14 protein-coding genes and 1 tRNA gene are annotated in these 19,405 nt (G+C 62.2%); 5 read left to right on the plus strand and 10 right to left on the minus strand.

Annotation, left to right across the window (positions count from 1 at the left end):
* Nucleotides 1-20: 20 nt before the first annotated feature.
* Nucleotides 21-962 carry a LysR family transcriptional regulator gene (locus EU811_RS16450; protein ID WP_142939404.1) on the minus strand — a complete coding sequence of 314 codons (942 nt, stop codon included), beginning with the start codon at nucleotides 960-962 and terminating at the stop codon, nucleotides 21-23.
* A gap of 119 nt (nucleotides 963-1,081) precedes the next feature.
* Between EU811_RS16450 and EU811_RS16455 the strand changes: the two genes are divergently transcribed.
* Genes EU811_RS16455 through EU811_RS16465 form a run of 3 tightly spaced genes read left to right on the plus strand, consistent with a single transcriptional unit; the run spans nucleotide 1,082 to nucleotide 3,716 of the window.
* On the plus strand, nucleotides 1,082-2,074 hold the full coding sequence (locus EU811_RS16455; protein WP_142939405.1) for a DUF1852 domain-containing protein: 993 nt from the start codon (nucleotides 1,082-1,084) through the stop codon (nucleotides 2,072-2,074).
* A gap of 20 nt (nucleotides 2,075-2,094) precedes the next feature.
* Complete coding sequence (locus EU811_RS16460) at nucleotides 2,095-3,141, plus strand: methionine synthase (protein ID WP_142939406.1); 1,047 nt, start codon at nucleotides 2,095-2,097, stop codon at nucleotides 3,139-3,141.
* A gap of 2 nt (nucleotides 3,142-3,143) precedes the next feature.
* Nucleotides 3,144-3,716 (plus strand): flavin reductase family protein, encoded by a 573-nt coding sequence (locus EU811_RS16465; protein ID WP_142939407.1) that lies wholly within the window; start codon nucleotides 3,144-3,146, stop codon nucleotides 3,714-3,716.
* Nucleotides 3,717-3,894: 178 nt separating this feature from the next.
* On the opposite strand, the gene EU811_RS16470 is transcribed toward EU811_RS16465, so the two are convergent.
* From EU811_RS16470 to EU811_RS16490, 5 genes are read right to left on the minus strand one after another with little or no spacing between them, the layout of a single operon-like run.
* Nucleotides 3,895-4,857, minus strand: a complete 963-nt coding sequence (locus EU811_RS16470; protein WP_142939408.1) for a carbohydrate kinase family protein — start codon at nucleotides 4,855-4,857, stop codon at nucleotides 3,895-3,897.
* Nucleotides 4,854-5,915, minus strand: a complete 1,062-nt coding sequence (locus EU811_RS16475) for an NAD(P)-dependent alcohol dehydrogenase (protein WP_142939409.1) — start codon at nucleotides 5,913-5,915, stop codon at nucleotides 4,854-4,856. The genes EU811_RS16470 and EU811_RS16475 overlap by 4 nt, the downstream gene beginning before the upstream one ends.
* Nucleotides 5,916-5,955: 40 nt before the next feature.
* A complete protein-coding gene (locus EU811_RS16480; protein WP_142939410.1) occupies nucleotides 5,956-6,870 on the minus strand; it encodes a carbohydrate ABC transporter permease in 915 nt (304 codons plus the stop codon).
* Nucleotides 6,867-7,835, minus strand: a complete 969-nt coding sequence (locus tag EU811_RS16485) for a carbohydrate ABC transporter permease (RefSeq protein WP_142939411.1) — start codon at nucleotides 7,833-7,835, stop codon at nucleotides 6,867-6,869. Before EU811_RS16485 ends, EU811_RS16480 begins: the two co-directional genes overlap by 4 nt.
* A gap of 20 nt (nucleotides 7,836-7,855) precedes the next feature.
* Entirely contained in the window at nucleotides 7,856-9,208 is a 1,353-nt protein-coding gene (locus tag EU811_RS16490; protein ID WP_142939412.1) for an ABC transporter substrate-binding protein, read from the minus strand.
* A 205-nt stretch (nucleotides 9,209-9,413) separates the two neighbouring features.
* Between EU811_RS16490 and EU811_RS16495 the strand changes: the two genes are divergently transcribed.
* The gene (locus EU811_RS16495) at nucleotides 9,414-10,334 is read left to right on the plus strand and encodes a helix-turn-helix domain-containing protein (protein WP_142939413.1); all 921 of its coding nucleotides are present in this window, start codon (nucleotides 9,414-9,416) and stop codon (nucleotides 10,332-10,334) included.
* 452 nt (nucleotides 10,335-10,786) lie between these two features.
* Here EU811_RS16495 and EU811_RS16500 read toward each other — a convergent pair.
* Nucleotides 10,787-10,868: transfer RNA gene (locus tag EU811_RS16500), tRNA-Leu, on the minus strand.
* 188 nt (nucleotides 10,869-11,056) lie between these two features.
* On the opposite strand from EU811_RS16500, the gene EU811_RS16505 reads away from it, so the two are divergent.
* On the plus strand, nucleotides 11,057-11,662 hold the full coding sequence (locus EU811_RS16505; RefSeq protein WP_011774540.1) for an ANTAR domain-containing response regulator: 606 nt from the start codon (nucleotides 11,057-11,059) through the stop codon (nucleotides 11,660-11,662).
* Nucleotides 11,663-11,785: 123 nt separating this feature from the next.
* On the opposite strand, the gene pyk is transcribed toward EU811_RS16505, so the two are convergent.
* From pyk to gltB, 3 genes are read right to left on the minus strand one after another with little or no spacing between them, the layout of a single operon-like run.
* A complete protein-coding gene (pyk, locus tag EU811_RS16510; RefSeq protein WP_142939414.1) occupies nucleotides 11,786-13,279 on the minus strand; it encodes a pyruvate kinase in 1,494 nt (497 codons plus the stop codon).
* A 54-nt stretch (nucleotides 13,280-13,333) separates the two neighbouring features.
* Nucleotides 13,334-14,791: a glutamate synthase subunit beta gene (locus EU811_RS16515; RefSeq protein ID WP_142939415.1), complete on the minus strand. Its 1,458-nt coding sequence runs from the start codon at nucleotides 14,789-14,791 to the stop codon at nucleotides 13,334-13,336.
* The gene (gene gltB / locus EU811_RS16520) at nucleotides 14,784-19,397 is read right to left on the minus strand and encodes a glutamate synthase large subunit (RefSeq protein WP_142939416.1); all 4,614 of its coding nucleotides are present in this window, start codon (nucleotides 19,395-19,397) and stop codon (nucleotides 14,784-14,786) included. Before gltB ends, EU811_RS16515 begins: the two co-directional genes overlap by 8 nt.
* Nucleotides 19,398-19,405: the final 8 nt, after the last annotated feature.

Raw genomic sequence — 19,405 nt, forward strand, 5'->3', positions numbered from 1 at the left:
ACTCACCCGCTCAACAGCGGTCAGTCGATCAGCGCGACGCCAAACTCAGCGACGACGGCCCGCAACTCCCTGAGGTAATGCTGCGCTTGGTCGGTGAGAGGAATCGCAGCGTGGCCGATCCAGCCGATCTCGATGCGTTCTTCAACATCCAGCGGGATGGCGACGATCTCCGGGTCGAGTTGCCCGCTGATGATCCCGGTCGAGATCGTGTAGCCGTGGAGCCCGATCATGAGGTTGAAGATCGTGGCACGGTCAGAGACCCGGATCTCCTGCTTGCTGGACAAGGTCGAGAGAATCTCCTCGGCGAAATAGAAGGAGTTGTTCGCACCTTGGTCGAAGGTCAGCCGCGGCAAGCCGGCGAGATCATCCAGAGTCGCACGCTTCTTTGAGGCGAGCGGGTTTTTCCGTGAAATGAAGATATGCGGATCGGCAAGGAAGAGCGGTGTGAACGCAAGCCCGGATTCCCGGAGCAGCTTGTCGATGACCTTCCGGTTGAAATCGTTCCGGTAAAGGATGCCTATCTCGCTGCGGAGCGTCCGGACATCCTCAATAATGTCCCAGGTACGGGACTCACGCAGGGAAAACTCGTATTCAGCCACATCGGAGGCCTTGACCATCCGGACGAAGGCGTCCACCGCGAACGAGTAGTGCTGCGTCGACACCCCGAGCAGACGTCGCCGCGGTGGCCTACCAAGGTAGCGCTGCTCGAGGAGAGCGAACTGCTCCACCACCTGCCTCGCATAGCCCAGGAACTCCACCCCGTCGGCGGTGAGCGTGACTCCGCGGGCGGAGCGGACCAGGAGCTCACGGCCCACCCGGGCCTCAAGGTCCTTCATCGCTGCTGACATGGTCGGCTGCGCTACATAAAGAAGATCTGCAGCCGCGGAGATCGAACCCTCAGCTGCAACTTCAATGAAATAGCGGAGTTGCTGCAGGGTCAGTCCGCTCGAAAGTTGGGGCATAGGAAAAGTCTATATGAACGCATAGTAACGCCTAGTTACCCGATACCCTCGGGATGATTGCACCATGGATACATCACCTTCTGAAAGGCCGTCTCCGGCCATCAACGGATTGGCAGCACATGGCAGACGACTTCACCTTCAGCATCACCACGACTCCCTTCGACGAGGACTACTCACCGTCCGAAGGCTCGCGTATTACAACAAATTTCGCCAACCTAGCACGGGGCGAGCACCGCCAGGAGAACCTCCGCAACGCCTTGACCATGATTCGGCGCCGCTTCAACGACCTCGCTAGCTGGGACAACCCGGACCGGGACCGTTACACGCTGGAGCTTCAGATCGTTTCCGTGCAGATAGAATTCACGGCAGAAGGTACGGATCAGCAGTTCCCGCTGTTCGAGGTTCTCGACATCCAGATCGTCGACCAACTGAACGGGGTCCGCCACCAAGGGATCGTCGGGAACAACTTCTCCTCCTACGTCCGTGACTTCGACTTCAGCGTTGTACTGCCAGCGGCAGCAGCCGAGGCAGGCAAGCCCACCGTCCCCGGGGACTTCGGCGATCTTCACGGCAAACTCTTCCAGCAGTTCCTCGATTCCCCGGCATGCCAGGAGCGCTTCCCGCAACCGCCAGTGGTGTGCATCAGCGTCTCCACCAGCAAGACGTACCGGCGAACCGAGAACCGTCACCCCGTCCTGGGCGTTGAGTACCAGCAGGACGAGTTCTCGCTGACGGACGCGTACTTCGCGAAGATGGGACTGCAGGTTCGCTACTTCATGCCACGCGGCAGCGTTGCGCCGCTCGCCTTCTATTTCCGCGGCGACCTGCTCAACGACTACTCCAACCTGCAGCTGATCGGCACCATCAGCACCATGGAGACGTTCCAGAAGATCTACCGCCCGGAGATTTACAACGCGAACTCCGCCGCCGCCGTCGTATATCAGCCCAGCCTGGGCGAGCAGGATTACTCGCGGACCCAGATCGCCTACGACCGCGTCGAGCGCAGTCAGCTCGCGATCACCCAGGCGAAGTACACGGAGGAACACTTCATCACGCCCCACAAGGATCTATTGGACCAGTGGACCGCAAAATACCCCGCCCTCGTCAACTGACCCACGGAGAATCGCCAATCATGAACACACTTTTGCCCACAACCCTTGTGGGAAGCCTGCCGAAACCATCATGGCTCGCACAGCCGGAGACTCTGTGGTCTCCGTGGAAGCTGGACGGAGATACGCTGCTCGAGGGCAAGCAGGATGCGCTGCGCATTGCCATCCACGAACAAACCCGACGCGGCATCGACATCGTCAGCGACGGCGAGCAAACCCGCCAGCACTTCGTCACCACCTTCATCGAACACCTCAGCGGGGTCGACTTTGAACAGCGCAAGACCGTGCGCATCCGTGACCGCTACGACGCGAGTGTGCCGACCGTCGTCGGACCCGTGCGCCGCGAGCGGCCGGTATTCGTCGACGACGCGAAGTTCCTCCGCGCAACCACCGACAAGCCGATCAAGTGGACCCTCCCCGGTCCAATGACCATGGTGGACACTCTTTTCGATGACCACTACAAGAGCCGCGAGAAGCTGGCCTGGGAGTTCGCCACGATCCTGAACCAGGAGGCGAAAGAACTGGAGGCGGCCGGGGTGGACATCATCCAGTTCGACGAACCCGCGTTCAACGTCTTCCTTGACGAGGTCAAAGACTGGGGCGTGGCTGCGCTCGAGAGAGCGGCAGAAGGACTGCGCGCGGAGACCGCCGTGCATATCTGCTACGGCTACGGGATCAAGGCGAACACTGACTGGAAGGCGACGCTCGGCTCACAGTGGCGGCAGTACGAGGAAACATTCCCGCTGCTTCAGAGCTCAAGCATCGACATCATCTCGCTGGAATCCCAGAACTCCCACGTGCCCATGGACCTCATCGAGCTCCTCCGCGGCAAGAAAGTCATGCTCGGGGCAATCGACGTCGCAAGCGAGACCATTGAAACGCCGGAGGAGGTGGCCGACACCCTCCGCAAAGCCCTGCAGTTCGTCGATGCGGACAAGCTCATCCCCAGCTCCAACTGCGGCATGGCACCGTTCCCCCGCGACGTCTCACTGGCCAAACTGAGCGCCCTCAGCGCAGGAACGAACATCGTTCGCGAGGAGCTCACACGCTCCGCCCCCCAGGTGTCATAACCATGTTTCACGCCTACCCCCCAGACACTTGGGTCCAGGCTCCGGCGCAAAGCTTCCCGTCCTCCCTCTCGGCCGACGACTTCAAAGCCCTGTTCCGTGGCCACCCGGGAGGTGTCGCCGTCATCACGGCCGATGCCGGCGAAGGACCCGTGGCACTGACAGTATCGTCGGTGGTGTCAGTCAGCGCGGCACCTCCGTTGCTGATCTTCTCGGTCTCGGCACTGTCCTCTGCATCCGAGGCGCTTTCACGCGCCGAAACCGTGGTCGTGCACCTGCTGGACGCGCACGACGTCGACTTGGCCAAGTTCGGAGCGACCCCCGGAGTCGACCGCTTTGACCAGACGCACCGCTGGTCGACCCTTGCAACCGGCGAGGCGGTGTATGACGATGTCCGCGCCTGGGTGCGCTGCGCCGTCATCAATCGCATGGAGGTGGGGACCTCCACCATCATCGCCGTTCATGCCCTGGAGTCCCGCGTGATGCGTGAAGTCCAAGCGGGCGAACCCGGCGACGCTCTGGTCTACCACAACCGCACATGGCACCGTCTGGGCGAGCACTCCAGGCACGACGGCTGAGCGCCGCCCCAACAATGCGAGGCAGCAAACCGAACGGCGCACGACGGCGGGAGCATAACTCCCGCCGTCGTCCTCGTTAACGTCGTCATCGTTAACGTCGGATAGCGTTCGCGGGCCACGTTTCGCAGGACACGGGGACTGCTGGAGCGTCGCTTCCAAGGACTTGAGTAGCTGGGCATTATCGAGGGGCCCGACCCAAAGTAGACAGCGGCCCAAGTTCGATCGCGGTTGGCGGGTTTGCCCCTGCCCTGGAACAGGTAATTGCAGCGGCCCTGGTGGCATACGCGGCCACAAGCAACAGCTCGTCCTCGGATAACGCGTTCAGCTTCTTCCTGCCTGCCGCACCGAGGGCACACACTTGGGCCAGACCCGAGATGAGCCCCGCCATGAACGAGTCCCCGGCCCCCACGGTATCCGCCACGACGATCCTCTCGGCAGGCATCTGCACCCGACCCCGACGCGTGAGGATCACAGGACCGGCCGCACCCCTCGTCAACGCAAGCAATGAAGGACCGAGCTCCAGCCATGCCTCCAGTGATTCCGTTGGTGTCCTGTCCGGGTAGAGCCAAAGGAGGTCCTCGTCGCTGGCCTTCACGACGTCGCTGGCGGCAACGAACTGTTCAACCCGCGCCCGGGCCCGAGCCACATCCGGACTGATGGCGGGCCTGCAATTTGGATCGAAACTGACGGTTGCGGACTCCCGGGCTGCCCGCACAAGCGACAACGTGGACTCGTCCCCCGGCGCGAGGACGGAGGCGATCGACCCCGTATGAACGTGACCGGCGGACCGCACGGCTTCCGCCGCCGAAGTCCAAGCATCGTCTAGGTCCCAGCTGACATCGAAGACATACGTCGCGGCACCGTCGGCACCCAGGGTGGCAGTCGCCGTCGACGTCGGTGCGGAGCCGCCTTTGATGACTCCGACGCCATTGCTGCTGAGGTGCTTCTCCAGCGATGCGCCGTGGGTATCATCGGCGTAGTGCGTCACAAGACTGGTCCGCATGCCGAGCCGTGAAACACCAACAGCGACGTTCAGCGGGCTCCCGCCGGGATAAGCCTGGGACGTAGCCGCGTGGGGATCTCTGATCACGTCCACCAGCGATTCCCCAACCACCGTGACTAAAAGATCCGTGTGATTCATCGGCCCGGGTACACCACGGCTTTGAGCTGCCCCGGCTGCTTGCCGGCGGTCAGCGCCGCCTCGGAATCAGCGAGCCCGAACTTGCCCGTGACTAGGATGTCGAGGTCTACTTTGCCGTCCGCGAGGAGTTGGATGGCCAGCGGCCAGGTGTTGGTGTAGCGGAAGACGCCGGAGAGCCAGATCTCGCGGTTCTGGATGTAAGAGACAGGCAGTTCGACGTCGTCTGCGCCGAGTCCCACCAGGATTACGCGGCCCGCAGGACCCACGGCTTTAATCCCGGAACGGACCGCCTGAGGTGCTCCGGAAGCGTCAATAAACGCATCGACGTCGAGCCCTTCCACCTTATCCGTCAGGGCGTTCAGCGCGTGCGTCGCACCGTGCTTCAGGGCGAAGTTAAGGCGGTCTTCGGCGATGTCCGTGACGTAAATTTCGCTTGCGCCGAAGGCCCGCGCGGCCTGCGCAGCGATGATGCCGATAGGACCGGCGCCGGCGATCAGGACCCGGCTGCCGGGTTTGATTTCTGCGCGTTCGCAGGCCCAGAGCCCTACCGAGAGCGGCTCAATCAGTGCAGCGGCTTCGTCGCTGACATCATCCGGGATGTCGTACGCGAAGTCGCTTTGAATGGTGACGTACTCGGCGAACGCGCCGTCCACCGGCGGGGTGGCATAGAACTCCATCTCCGGGCAGAGGTTGTAGCGTCCGGCCTTGCACTGCTTGCAGGTCCGGCAAGGGCGTTGGGGCTCGACGGCGACCCTCGCACCGATGCGAGCGGGGTCCACGGAGCTTCCGACGGCGGCAATCCGCCCTGCGAGTTCGTGGCCGAGGATCAAGGGGTGGTCCACCACATAATCACCGATCCGGCCGTGCTCGTAGTAGTGGACGTCGCTTCCACACACTCCGACCGCGGAAACCTGCACCAGCACTTGGTCGGCGTCGAGGTGCGGGACGGGCAGCGTCTCCATGGTCATCTGGCCTTGGCGCTGCAGGACGGCGGCGCGCATGGTGGCCGGCAGTTCAGGCTGGTCGAGCAGCGGGGTCTGAGTGGTTGAGGTTGTCATGATGGGGGTCCTTTGGAGTTGGTTACTTAGCCGCGTCGAATTACTTGACGGCGCCGAGCGAGAGGCCTTGGACGAGCTTGTCCTGTGCTGCGAATCCGGCGAACAGCACAGGGAGCGAAATGACGACGGCGGCCGCGCAGACCTTCGCGAGGAAGAGGCCCTGGCTGGAGACAAATCCGGTCAGGAACACGGGAGCCGTGCCGGCCACAACGCCGGTGAGCACTCGGGCCAGCAAGAGCTCGTTCCAGCTGAAGATGAAGCAGATCAGGGCCGTGGCCGCGATGCCCGGCATCGCCACGGGTGCTATGACCTTGCGAAGCGTGAGGATCAGGTTGGCGCCATCGATCTGTGCAGCTTCCAGCATTTCGACTGGGACTTCGGCGAGGAAGGACCGCATCATCCACAACGCGATAGGCAGGTTCATGGACGTGTACATGAGGATCAAGAACCATATGTTGTCCAGCGCGCCTACGGTCTTGGCGAAGAGGTACAGCGGAAGGATCGCTGCGACCACCGGCATCATCTTGGTGGAGAGGAAGAAGAACATGACGTCCGTCCACTTCTTCACCGGCCGGATGGACAGGGCATACGCGGCTGGGATGGCCAGGACAAGCACCAGGACGGTGGACAGGATGGAGGCCGTGGCGGAGTTGATCAGCGAAGGCCAAGGGCTAACGCCGGACGTCTCACCGAAGAACTCTTTGTAGGCATCCAGGGTGAGATTCGCAGCCAAGGACGGAGGGTTGGTGGCGGCGTCCGACTCGGAGTGGAACGAGGTCAGGATCATCCACAAGACGGGCGTAGCGAAAAGCAGGGCCAGCAGCCAGGCTGCGATGCCGGCAGCTGTGTTGTTGCGGGTGGGGTCCATCCGCGACTTGCCGCGACGACGGACGCCGGTAGGCGTGCTGGATTTTTCAGGCGTGATGCGGGCTGCGGTGTGACTGAGTGTGCTCATCGTGTTGCCTCCTTCTTGAAGAGCGAGAAAACGGTGCGGAGGGCGAAGGTCGCCACGAGGATGGTGCCGATGACCACCACGACGCCGGCCGCGGAGGCCAGCCCGTATTCATTGGCGTAGTAGAAGGTCTGGTAGATCGCGTACGGAAGATTTGCGGTGCCCAAGCCTCCGGACGTAAGGGTGAATACGGCGTCGAAATTCTGCACAATGTAGATCGCACCCAACAGGCCTCCGAGTTCCAGGTACTGGCGAAGGTGCGGGAGTGTAAGGTGCCGGAAGATGGCCCACGGTGTAGCTCCGTCCATCTGGGCTGCCTCCACGGTATCCATGGGCCGGGACTGCAGCCCGGCCAGCAGGATGAGCATCATGAACGGAGTCCACTGCCACACCAGCGAGATGATGACCGCCATCAGCGGCGCTTGGGACAGCAGGTCCAACTGCGGAGGAGTGTCGCTGCCGAACAGGGACCAGATCCACGTCAGGACACCGTTGATCAATCCGTAGGTGGGGTTGAGCAGTGCGTGCTTCCAGATCAGGGCTGCGGCCACGGGCACCACAAGGAACGGGGCAATCAGCAGCGTCCTTGCCAATCCGCGTCCGATGAATTTCTTGTCCAGCAGCAGGGCCAGGCCTAGGCCGACGACCAGGCTGGCCAGGACCACGGCAACTGTGAGGAGGATGGTGGTGAAGATGGCTTGGCGGAGGTCGGGATCGGTGAGGACCGTGACGTAGTTCTCGAAGCCGGCGAAACCCGTGGTGCCGGGGCTCAGGCTGTTCCAGTTGAGGAACGAAATGATCAGTGTCACCACGAACGGGAGCTGCGTGACGATGATGAGGAAGATCAGGGCTGGAAGCAGCGGCGCACGCCGGGCCCAGGCCAGGGCGCGTTCCCGCGATGCTTTGCTTCGTGAAGGTTTTGGTGTGGCATGTCCCGGGCGGGAGATGCGCGCCGTTGCGGTAGTCATGATGTTCTCCTGCGGTTCGGCTATTGCTTGTTCTTGTACTTGTCGCCGACCTTTTGCGCGGCTTCCTGGCCCTTGGCCAAGGCATCAGCCACACTGCCTTGACCGGCAATGGCAGAGCTGACGCCCTGGGAGACGTTGGTGCCAAGAGCGGCGAACTCGGGGATGCCGACAAACTGGATGCCGACGGCGGGCCGCTCTTGGACGCCGGGGTTCTTAGGGTCTGCATTCTCGATGGCAAAACGTTCGGCTTCAAAGAACGGGGCAGCGTCCTGGAACTCGGCGTTCTCGTACGTGGAGATGCGCTTACCTGACGGCACCTTTGCCCAACCGAGCTTGGAGGCCACCAGTTCTTCGTATTCCTTGGAGCTGGCCCAAGCGATGAACTTTTCCGCCGAATCTGTCTTCTTCGACGCCGCCTGCAAAGCCCATGACCACGTCCACAACCAGCCGGCGGATGAGGTTTCCTTCACCGGAGCCTGCGCATAGCCAATCTTGCCCTTCACCGGGGAGGCCTCCGCCTCCAAGGCGCCGGCGGCCGAGGTGGCGTCGTACCACATGGCCACTTTGCTTTGCGTCAGGTTGTTCAGGCATTCGGTGAAGCCTGCCTGGGCTGCACCGGCCTGACCATGTTCCCGGACCAATTTGGTGTAGAACTCCGTTGCTTCCGTGAACTCGGGCGAATTGACCTTCGCGTTCCAGTCCTTATCGAACCAGGTACCGCCGAAGGTGTTGACCACGGTTGTCAGCGGCGCGAAGACCTGCCCCCAGCCCGGCTGGCCCCGAAGGCAGATGCCTTTCATCCCGGGTTCCGCCCCGTCCACCCTTGCGGCGAGCTCAGCCACTTCAGCCCAGGTGGGCTTCTCCGGCATGCTCAGGCCATTGGCGTCGAAGACGTCCTTGCGGTACATCAGGAAGGACGATTCACCATAGAACGGTTCGCCGTAGAGCTTGCCGTCGGTGCCAGTGAGGGACGCGGTGTAGGCCGGCAGAATATCGTCTTGCTTGAACTCAGGATCCTTGGCCACGTTGTCCAGTGGCGCCAACCAGCCATTGGCCGAGTAGAACGGGATCTCGTAGTTGGACAGCGAAGCGACGTCGTACTGGCCTGCCTGGCTGGAGAACTCCTGGCTGATCTTCGCCCGGACGTCGTTCTCCGGCAACACCGTGTAGTTCACGCGGATGCCCGTCTCCTTGGTGAAATTATCCGCAGTGAGCCTCTGCAGGTCTTCCATCTGCGGGTTGTTCACCATCAGGACGCTGATGCTGTTCTGGTCACCAGCTCCGGTTCCGCCCGCTCCGGCACAGGCCGTGGCGGATAGCGCGATGCACAGGGCGCCGGCTGCAAGGGCTGCCGCACGTGTTTTTGGGCGCATTGAGGACTCCTTCGTTCTTCATGGGGGTGCGCAGTCTCCGCACTCCTACTACTGCGTGGAAGTACAAGACCGGAGCGGGGCAATCGTCCGGGAATCCGGGGCGCCTCGCCGTCTTCGTCAACATTAGGCGTGTGGGGTGGGGCACAACTAGCGTCCTTGATGACGCATACTGATACTTATTTTCCCTCTCCCATCGGAGGCCCCCATGAGTTCCACCCCTCCGGGCGACGGCGCTGCGGCGCGGCTGGCCCAGCGGCTTATTGGGATGCGCGCCAACCGCGAAGTGATCCCCGAAGATCCGAACCATTCGGTCCGTTGGCACCAGCATGACTACCCCAGCCCGGTAGCTCGCTGGAATTATCACCCCGAGTACGAAATCCACCTCATCCGAGAAGGATCGGGAAAATTCATCGTCGGTGACCATATCGGCACCTTCGAAGCCGGGCACGTCTCCCTGATTGGGTCCGGGCTCCCCCATGATTGGGTCAGCGATCTCGAACCAGGGGAACTGCTTCAAAATCGCGATGCCGTGATCCAGTTCGACGGGAAGTGGGTGGAGCAGGCAGCCGTTCTCATGCCTGAACTGGCTGAAGTAAGGCCGTTGTTGGAACAGTCCGCCCGGGGCATCGAATTCTTTGGCCAGACGGCACAAGTGGCAGCCGACTCCATAGAAGCCATGGGCACCTCCACCGGATTGGAGCGTCTGCATCACCTGCTGGCATTGTTTGCCACGCTTTCCCGGGCGCCGGAGCATGATCGTAAATACCTCGCCGATGAATGGTTCCGACCTCAATTGGACGGCCAAGCAGAAGCAGTCGTGGACATCGTTCTCGAGTACGTCTTCACCAACCATGCCGGCAGCGTCGCCATGGCAGAAGCAGCAGCCATGGTGGGTATGGCCGAGCCCACATTCTCCAAATACTTCAAACGAGCCACCGGGCAGAACTTCACGGACCTGGTTCGGAAACTGCGACTGGCTCACGCACGGCGCCTGCTGGAACGCAGCGAGAAACCGGTCTCGGACATTTGCTACGAGGTGGGCTTCAGCAACCTTTCCAACTTCAACCGGCAGTTCCTCAGGGAAGTTGGTGAGACGCCACGGCAGTTCAGGCAGCGCGTCATGTAGCGAGGGCCACTCACATGCATGAGCAGACGTAAACCGAGGGAAAGAAAGCCCATGGATGCAAGCAGCCCTGATAAAGGAGATTTAAGTCTGGACAGCGTCCACACTTAGTTTGGCCTGACAAAGCATCGGCCAGCCCGGTCTTCTCACGCCAAGAATATGCCGAAGCCAGACGTTATCTACGCAGTTTCTCGGCATCATGTCGCACTCACTCTCCCTACCCATAAGGAGGTGTAGGCCAACCAGGACCGACCGGACGCACCAAGAAGGGAACGAATAACCCCAGTGCAGAGCCAGCGGAGGGCCAACCAGCCACGACCCTGAACCCGCTCCCCCACAAGTTCACAGGTGACCCGCGGCGCCAGGCACACCCCGCGGCCAGTGTCAGAGGGACCTGACCAACCAGAATGTACACCCGTTAAAGCAAAAGCCCCCTCTGACGAGGGGGTTTGCTGTGCCCGAGGTGGGACTCGAACCCACACACCTTTCGATACTGCATTTTGAGTGCAGCGCGTCTGCCAATTCCGCCACTCGGGCGCGGATATGCGGGGAAGGTAGCTGCTCTCATCTCTGTGAGCAACGCGATCCTTTCCCAGCACGCGAAATTACTATACATGCAGATAGGCTGATTCAAAGAACCGGGCACGCCGATGCAACAAAACCAGCCATCAAAGAGTCCACACTAAGATGGACATGAACCCGCCGAACCTTTTCAAGGAGATCCCGTGACCGAACAGACGGAGTCCACGTCCACAGCCCAGCCGGCCCGACGCGTTGTCGTTGCCGAGGATGAGACCCTCATCCGCCTGGACATTATCGAGATTTTGAAGGGCGAGGGGTACGACGTCGTCGGCGAGGCAGACAATGGCGAGAAAGCGGTGCAGCTGGCCGAGGAATTGAAGCCGGACCTTGTCCTCATGGACGTCAAGATGCCTGTCATGGACGGTATTTCGGCTGCTGAGAAGATCGTCAAGGCACGCATTGCACCTGTTGTCCTTCTGACTGCCTTCAGCCAGAAGGAACTGGTGGAGCGCGCACGCGACGCCGGCGCCATGGCGTACGTCGTCAAGCCGTTCTCCCCCGCGGACCTGATCCCGGCCATCGAGATCGCACTGTCCCGCCATGAGGAGATCAAGGCGCTTGAGAACGAGGTTTCCGACCTCCAGGAGCAGTTCGCTACGCGCAAGCTTGTAGAGCGCGCCAAGAGCCTCCTGACCACCAAGATGGGCTTGACGGAGCCTGAGGCTTTCCGTTGGATCCAGAAGACCTCCATGGACCGTCGCCTCAGCATGCGTGAGGTTGCCGAGACCATCATCAACCAGGTCAACTAGCACCAAGTAACGCACGACGGCGGCCGCTCACCTNNAGGTGAGCGGCCGCCGTCGTAATCGCCATAGACAAACAGAAAGCGGGCTCCGCCACATTGGCGGGGCCCGCTTTCAGCAACCGAGGACTTACGCCTTGGTCTTGGACTTCTTTTCAGGCCAGGGGCCAACGGGTTCCTTGCGGGAGCCGTCGTCGGTCTTGGAGGTGTCGGCGAGGTCGCCTACCTTGTGGACCTTCAGCGAGTTGGTGGAACCGGCCTGTCCTGGAGGGGAACCGGCAGCAATGACAACCAGGTCGCCTTCGTCCACGAGGTCCATTTCCAGCAGGCTCTTGTCCACCTGTGCGGTCATCTCGTCGGTGTGGCCCACGGAGGGCACCAGGACCGGCTGGATGCCCCAGGTGAGGGCCAGCTGGTTCCAGACGTGCTCAACGGGTGTGAACGCGAAGACCGGCTTGACGGGGCGCAGGCGCGAGAGGCGTCGTGCCGAGTCGCCGGACTGGGTGAAAGTACAGATGTACTTGGCGTCCAGCTGGTCGGCGATTTCGACGGCGGCACGGGTGATGGCGCCACCGCGGGTCTTGGGCTTGGTACCCAGCGGGGGGACGCGCTCAAGACCGTGGACCTCGGTGGATTCGATGATCCGTGCCATGACCTTGACGGTCTCAATGGGGTACTGGCCCACGGAGGTTTCACCGGAGAGCATCACTGCGTCGGCGCCGTCGAGAACTGCGTTGGCGCAGTCGGAAGCCTCGGCGCGGGTCGGACGCGGGTTGTCGATCATGGATTCGAGGACCTGGGTGGCCACGATGACCGGCTTGGCCCAACGGCGTGCCAGTTCAATGGCGCGCTTCTGGACGATCGGCACCTCTTCGAGCGGCAGCTCCACACCGAGGTCGCCACGGGCAACCATGATGGCATCGAACGCGTCGATGATTTCGTGGAGCTGCTCCACTGCCTGAGGCTTTTCGATCTTGGCGATCACCGGCACGCGGCGGCCTTCTTCGTCCATGATCTCGTGAACGCGCTTGATGTCTGAGGCATCACGGACGAACGAGAGGGCGATCAGGTCTGCGCCGCGCTTGAGGGCCCAACGGAGGTCGTCCTCGTCCTTTTCGCTCAAGGCGGGGACGTTGACGGCTACACCGGGCAGGTTGATGCCCTTGTTGTTGGAAACCTTGCCGCCAACCGTCACGGTGGCAACAACCTTCACGTCGTCAACCTCGATGGCACGCAGTGCCACCTTGCCGTCGTCAATGAGCAGTGCATCGCCTACGTTGACGTCCTCGGTGAGGCTCTTGAGCGTGGTGGAGCAGATGTCCTTGGTACCGGGGACGTCTTCGGTGGTGATGGTGAAGGTATCGCCAACAGCCAGTTCATGGGGGCCGTCAACAAAGCGGCCCAGGCGGATCTTGGGTCCCTGGAGGTCAGCCATGATGGCAACCGGCTTGCCCAGCTGTGCCGCAGCCTTGCGGACGTTCTCGTAGGTGTTGTCGTGCACGGAGTAGTCGCCGTGGCTCATGTTCATGCGAGCAACGTCAACGCCGGCCTCCAGCACCGCGAGGGTGTTCTCGAAGCTGGAGATAGCCGGGCCGAAAGTTGCCACAATTTTCGCGCGTCTCATATACCTACCCTAAGTAGTCATGCTGATTGAGTAAAAGAAACGTTCCTGCCGGCGCTATAAGACCGCTATCGCCCGGTCGGTGGGGGCGACCGGTGCCGGGAGAATGGTGCTTCCCATCAGGAACCTGTCCACTGCGGCCGCGCAAGCACGGCCTTCCGCAATGGCCCACACAATCAGTGACTGGCCACGTCCGGCATCGCCGGCAACAAACACTCCCTCGGTGTTCGTCATGTAGTAGCCGTCGCGGGCAACGTTGCCCCGACTGTCGAACTCTGCGCTGACCTGCTCGGTGATACCTGCCGGCTCAGCACCGGTAAAGCCCAGGCTCAAGAACACAAGGTCAGCTGGAATGATGCGTTCTGTACCGGCTTTGGGCAGGCGCTTGCCGTCCACAAACTCGGTTTCAGCAACTTTGACGCCGGTGAGTTTGCCGTTTTCGCCAACGAACTCAACGGTTGATGCAAGGTAGGTACGCTCTCCACCTTCTTCGTGGGCGCTGGCGACCTCGAACAGTGTGGGGAATGTCGGCCACGGTTGGTGGGCGGCTCGTTCGGCCGGCGGCTGCTGGCCGATGGCGAGCGTGGTCACCGATGCTGCCTGGTGGCGGTGTGCGGTGCCGATGCAGTCAGCACCGGTATCGCCACCACCCAGGATGACAACGTGCTTGCCACGGGCGTCGATGTGGTTTTCGGGGCTCTCCCCCGCCACCATACGGTTCGAAGGAACCAGGTAATCCATGGCGAAGTGGACACCCTCAAGGTCCCGGCCCGGAATGGGGAGGTCACGCGGCACGGTGGCGCCGGTGGCCACTACAACGGCGTCGTAACGGCGGCGCAGCTGCTCCCAGGTGACGTCCGTACCCACTGCGACGCCGGTCCGGAAGCGGGTGCCTTCGGCCTTCATCTGCTCAAGGCGGCGGTCAACCTGTTCCTTCTCCATCTTGAAGTCGGGGATGCCGTAGCGGAGCAAGCCGCCAATCTTGTCGTCGCGTTCGTACACAGCAACGGTGTGGCCCACACGGGTCAGCTGCTGCGCCACAGCCAGGCCTGCAGGGCCGGAACCCACCACAGCCACCGTCTTGCCGGTGAGGCGAGTCGGCGGAAGGGGCTGGACCCAGTCGTTATCGAAGGCTTGGTCGATGATGGAGACCTCGACCTGCTTGATGGTCACGGCAGGCTGGTTGATGCCCAGCACACAGGACGCTTCGCAGGGTGCAGGGCACAGGCGGCCGGTGAACTCCGGGAAGTTGTTGGTGGCGTGAAGGCGCTCAATCGCTTCTTCACCCTTGTCCCGCCACACGAGGTCGTTCCACTCGGGAATGAGGTTACCCAGCGGGCAGCCCTGGTGGCAGAACGGAACACCGCAGTCCATGCAGCGGCCGGCCTGGCTCTTCAGGACGCCCTTTTCCTGGGCTTCGTACACTTCTTTCCAGTCCATGATGCGGACGGGAACGGGACGGCGTGGCTGCGTCTCGCGCTGCCGGACTTTCAGAAATCCGCGTGGATCAGCCACCGGTTACCTCCAGGATTCGAGACCATACTTCTTCGCCATCGGGGTCAAGGCCCTCTTCGATGGCGTCAAGACGGGTTTGCAGGACTGCGGCGTAATCGCGCGGCAGCACTTTGGTGATGCGGGCGGCGGTGTCGTCGAAGTTTTCGAGCAGACGGCCGGCCAGGACGGATTCGGTTTCTTCAAGGTGCTTGGTGAGCAGACCGTGGACAATGTCGCGGTCCTCGGCGTCGAGCTCCAGGAGCTGAAGTTCACCGGTATCGAGGGCCATCTTGTTGACGCGCTCAGGCTGCAGGTCCAGCACATAGGCGGTTCCACCTGACATGCCGGCACCGAAGTTACGGCCCGTGCGGCCGATAATCAGCGTCTGGCCACCGGTCATGTATTCGCAACCGTGATCGCCAATGCCTTCGACGACGGCGGTGGCACCGGAGTTACGCACCAGGAAGCGTTCACCAACCTGGCCCCGCAGGAACATTTCACCGCTGGTAGCGCCGTAACCTATGACGTTGCCGGCAATGACATTCCGCTCTGCCTGGAACACGTTGGTGCGGTCCGGGCGGACGATGATTCGGCCGCCGGAGAGACCCTTGCCAACGTAGTCGTTGGAATCGCCGAACATACGCAGGGTAATGCCCGCGGGGAGGAACGCTCCGAGTGACTGGCCTGCGGTGCCGTTGAGCGTGACGTCGATGGTGTCGGTCGCCAGGACATCGATGCCGAAGGTCTTGGTCACCACGTGGCCGAGCATCGTTCCCACGGAACGGTCCGTGTTGATGACGTCCAGGGTGATCTTGACGGGCATGCGGTCGCTGAGCGCTTCCTGGGCCATGGTGATCAGCCGCTGGTCGAAGTGCTTGTCCAGCTCGTGGTTCTGGCCGGTCATGTTGCGCAGCGGCACGTCGTCGTCGAACTCCAACCCGTGCAGGATGGGGTCCAGGTCCAGCCCTTCGGCCTTCCAGTGGTTGATCGCTTCGCGGGTATCCAGGACCTCGGCGTGGCCAATGGCCTCTTCCAGGCTGCGGAAACCGAGCTCGGCAAGGATTTCGCGGACTTCTTCTGCGAGGAATTCGAAGAAGTTGACCACGAACTCGGGCTTGCCGTTGAACCGGGAGCGAAGCTCGGGGTTCTGCGTGGCAACACCAACAGGACAGGTATCCAGGTGGCAGACGCGCATCATGATGCAGCCCGATACCACCAACGGAGCAGTCGCGAAGCCATACTCTTCGCCGCCCAGGAGGGCCGCAATGACAACGTCGCGGCCGGTCTTGAGCTGCCCGTCAACCTGGACCACCACGCGGTCGCGGAGACCGTTGAGCATCAGGGTCTGCTGGGTCTCGGCGAGGCCAAGTTCCCATGGCACACCCGCGTGCTTGAGCGAGTTCAGCGGCGAGGCGCCGGTACCGCCGTCGTGACCTGAAACAAGCACGACGTCGGCCTTCGCCTTGGTGACGCCGGAGGCCACCGTGCCGATCCCGACTTCCGAAACCAGTTTGACGTGGACACGGGCCGAAGGGTTGGCGCGCTTGGCATCGTAGATGAGCTGCGCGAGGTCTTCGATCGAGTAGATGTCGTGGTGCGGGGGCGGCGAAATGAGTCCTACGCCGGGAGTGGAGTGCCGTGTCCGGGCTACCCAGGGGTAGACCTTCTGCGCCATCAGCTGGCCGCCTTCGCCGGGCTTTGCGCCCTGGGCCATCTTGATCTGGATGTCCTCGGCGTTGGTCAGGTACAAGCTGGTGACGCCGAAGCGACCGGAGGCAATCTGCTTGATGGCCGAGCGGCGCTCGGGATCCAGCAGGCGATCAACGTCCTCGCCACCCTCGCCCGTGTTGGACTTGCCACCCAAACGGTTCATGGCGATGGCAAGTGTCTCGTGGGCTTCCTGCGAGATGGAGCCATAGCTCATGGCACCCGTGGAGAAACGCTTGACGATGCTGGAGACAGGCTCCACTTCCTCCAGCGGTACTGCCGGACGGACACCGTCCTTGAACTTGAGGAGCCCGCGGAGGGTCATCAGGTTCTCGGACTGATCGTCAATGCCCTTGGTGTAGGACTTGAAGATGTCGTAGCGGCGTTCGCGGGTGGCGTGCTGCAGGCGGAAAACCGTCTCCGGGTTGAAGAGGTGCGGTTCGCCGTCACGGCGCCACTGGTACTCGCCGCCGCCAAGCAGCGGCTGGTGCGGGTGCTCGATGCCACCTTCGGGGTACGCCATCTGGTGACGTGCCGAAACTTCGGCTGCGATGACATCCAGGCCGACGCCACCCAGCTGGGAGTGCGTACCGGAGAAGAATTCGTCCACGAGTTCCTGGGACAGGCCCAGTGCTTCGAAGGTCTGGGCGCCAGTGTAGGAAGCCACAGTGGAAATGCCCATCTTGGACATGATCTTCAAGACGCCCTTGCCCAGGCCCTTGATGAGGTTGTAGACACCGTCTTCGGCGGTGACGCCTGTGACGTCACCGTTGGAGATCAGCTGCTCCACCGATTCCATGGCCAAGTAAGGGTTGACGGCGGATGCGCCGTAACCGATGAGAACTGCCACATGGTGTGTCTCGCGAACGTCTCCGGCCTCAACCACCAGGGCGGTCTTGGTGCGGTTCGCGCTGCGGAGCAGGTGGTGGTGAACGGCGCTGACCAGCAGGAGCGAAGGAATCGGGGCCCATTGCGCGTTCGAGTCACGGTCGGACAGCACAACGTACTGCACGCCGCGGTTGATCGCGCCGGAAACCTGTTCGCAGATCTCCGTCAGACGTGCACGCAGTGCCGCTTCTCCGCCCTCGGGGCGGTAAAGGCCACGAACCTTCATGGCGATGCGATCGCCGTCGGGGGTTTCGATGTTCGCGATCTTGGCAAGCTGATCGTTGTTGATCACCGGGAACGGCAGCGAGATCTGCGGCTGGCGGACCTGCTTGCCGTCCAGGAGGTTGCCGTTGGGACCAATGGCACATTTCAGCGAGGTGACCAGCTCTTCGCGGATAGCATCCAGCGGCGGGTTGGTGACCTGGGCGAAGGACTGCACGAAGTAGTCGAACAGCAGGCGTGGGCGCTTGGAGAGCACAGCCACCGGGGTGTCCGAGCCCATGGCACCCAAGGGCTCGGCGCCGGTGCGGGACATCGGTCCGAGCAGGATCTTCAGCTCTTCGGTGGTGTAGCCAAAGGTCCGCTGGCGGATGTTTACCGAAGCGGCCGTGTGGACCACGTGCTCACGCTCGGGAAGCTCGTTGATGTCGATCAGGTTGTCCTTGAGCCAATCGGCCCAGGGGTTGGCCCCGGCAATTTCAGCCTTGACCTCGGTGTCGTCAATGATGCGTCCGGCTTCGGTGTCCACCAGGAACATCTTGCCCGGGGCTACGCGGCCTTTCTTGACCACGTTGGAAGGCTCAACCTCAATGACACCAACTTCGGAAGCGAAGATGATGAGGCCGTCTTCGGTGATCCAGTACCGTCCCGGGCGCAGGCCATTGCGGTCCAGTGTTGCGCCAACGAGGCTGCCGTCGGTGAAGGACACAGCGGCAGGACCGTCCCACGGCTCCATGAGCAGGGAGTGGTATTCGTAGAACGCACGGCGCGCGGGATCCATAGTGGCGTGGTTCTCCCATGCCTCCGGGATCATCATCATGATCGAGTGCGTGATCGGACGGCCGGAGAGCCAGAGGAGCTCGGCCACCTCATCGAAGGAAGCAGAGTCCGAGGCGCCCGGGGTACAAATCGGGTAAAGCTCCTCGGGCACCGAACCCAGCAGGGGGCTGGCCAACTGCGACTGGCGGGCACGCATCCAGTTGCGGTTGCCCTTGACCGTGTTGATCTCACCATTGTGGGCGATGGTGCGGAACGGCTGCGCCAACGGCCAGGACGGGAACGTGTTGGTGGAGAAGCGTGAGTGGACGATCGCAAGCTTCGTCTTGAACCGCTTGTCCGAAAGGTCCGGGTAGAACGGCTCCAGCTGTGCGGTGGTCAGCATGCCCTTGTACACAATGGTGCGCGAGGACAGCGACGGGAAGTAGACACCGAACTTGTTCTGGGCGCGCTTTCGGATACGCCAGGCACGGGAGTCCAGTTCATTGGGCTCAAGGCTTTCACCGGTGGCCGAAGCGAAGAACGGCTGCGAGAAGTACGGCATGCAGGCCCGCGCCATGGCGCCGACCAGGTCTGCAACCACCGGGACCTCACGCCATCCGAGGACTGTGAGCCCCTCATCAGCGGCGAGGGCTTCGATACCGGCTTTGGCGTTGTCAGCTTCACGGGACTCAGCTGGAAGGAAGGCGGTGCCCACCACATACTGGCCCGGTGAGGGCAGTTCGAATTCGGTGACGGCCCGGAAGAACTCGTCCGGGACCTGCATCAGCAAGCCCGCACCGTCGCCGGTACCTTCGTCGGCGCCCACGGCGCCGCGGTGTTCGAGATTGCGGAGGGCGGTCAGCGCCGCTTCCACGATGTCGTATCCCGGTTCCCCGCGGAGCGTGGCAATAATAGCCAGGCCGCAGGCGTCCTTCTCCTTATCAGGGTTGTAAAGACCCTGAGCCTCCGGGAGCGCGGCAAAGCGCTTGAACGGAGACATGGCACCCTGAGGTTCGATATTTTCGGACCAACCGGGGTTATGAAGATGGGTCATGGGAGACG

The organism is Arthrobacter sp. TS-15 (assembly GCF_006964045.1).
Classification (GTDB): domain Bacteria; phylum Actinomycetota; class Actinomycetes; order Actinomycetales; family Micrococcaceae; genus Arthrobacter.

Coding starts and splice junctions, on each gene's coding strand:
- EU811_RS16455 (WP_142939405.1), top strand. CDS start 1,082: ATGGCAGACGACTTCACCTTCAGCATCACCACGACTCCCTTCGACGAG.
- gltB (WP_142939416.1), bottom strand. CDS start 19,397: ATGACCCATCTTCATAACCCCGGTTGGTCCGAAAATATCGAACCTCAG.
- EU811_RS16485 (WP_142939411.1), bottom strand. CDS start 7,835: ATGACTACCGCAACGGCGCGCATCTCCCGCCCGGGACATGCCACACCA.
- EU811_RS16490 (WP_142939412.1), bottom strand. CDS start 9,208: ATGCGCCCAAAAACACGTGCGGCAGCCCTTGCAGCCGGCGCCCTGTGC.
- EU811_RS16470 (WP_142939408.1), bottom strand. CDS start 4,857: ATGAATCACACGGATCTTTTAGTCACGGTGGTTGGGGAATCGCTGGTG.
- EU811_RS16475 (WP_142939409.1), bottom strand. CDS start 5,915: ATGACAACCTCAACCACTCAGACCCCGCTGCTCGACCAGCCTGAACTG.
- EU811_RS16465 (WP_142939407.1), top strand. CDS start 3,144: ATGTTTCACGCCTACCCCCCAGACACTTGGGTCCAGGCTCCGGCGCAA.
- EU811_RS16495 (WP_142939413.1), top strand. CDS start 9,414: ATGAGTTCCACCCCTCCGGGCGACGGCGCTGCGGCGCGGCTGGCCCAG.
- EU811_RS16450 (WP_142939404.1), bottom strand. CDS start 962: ATGCCCCAACTTTCGAGCGGACTGACCCTGCAGCAACTCCGCTATTTC.
- EU811_RS16480 (WP_142939410.1), bottom strand. CDS start 6,870: ATGAGCACACTCAGTCACACCGCAGCCCGCATCACGCCTGAAAAATCC.
- pyk (WP_142939414.1), bottom strand. CDS start 13,279: ATGAGACGCGCGAAAATTGTGGCAACTTTCGGCCCGGCTATCTCCAGC.
- EU811_RS16460 (WP_142939406.1), top strand. CDS start 2,095: ATGAACACACTTTTGCCCACAACCCTTGTGGGAAGCCTGCCGAAACCA.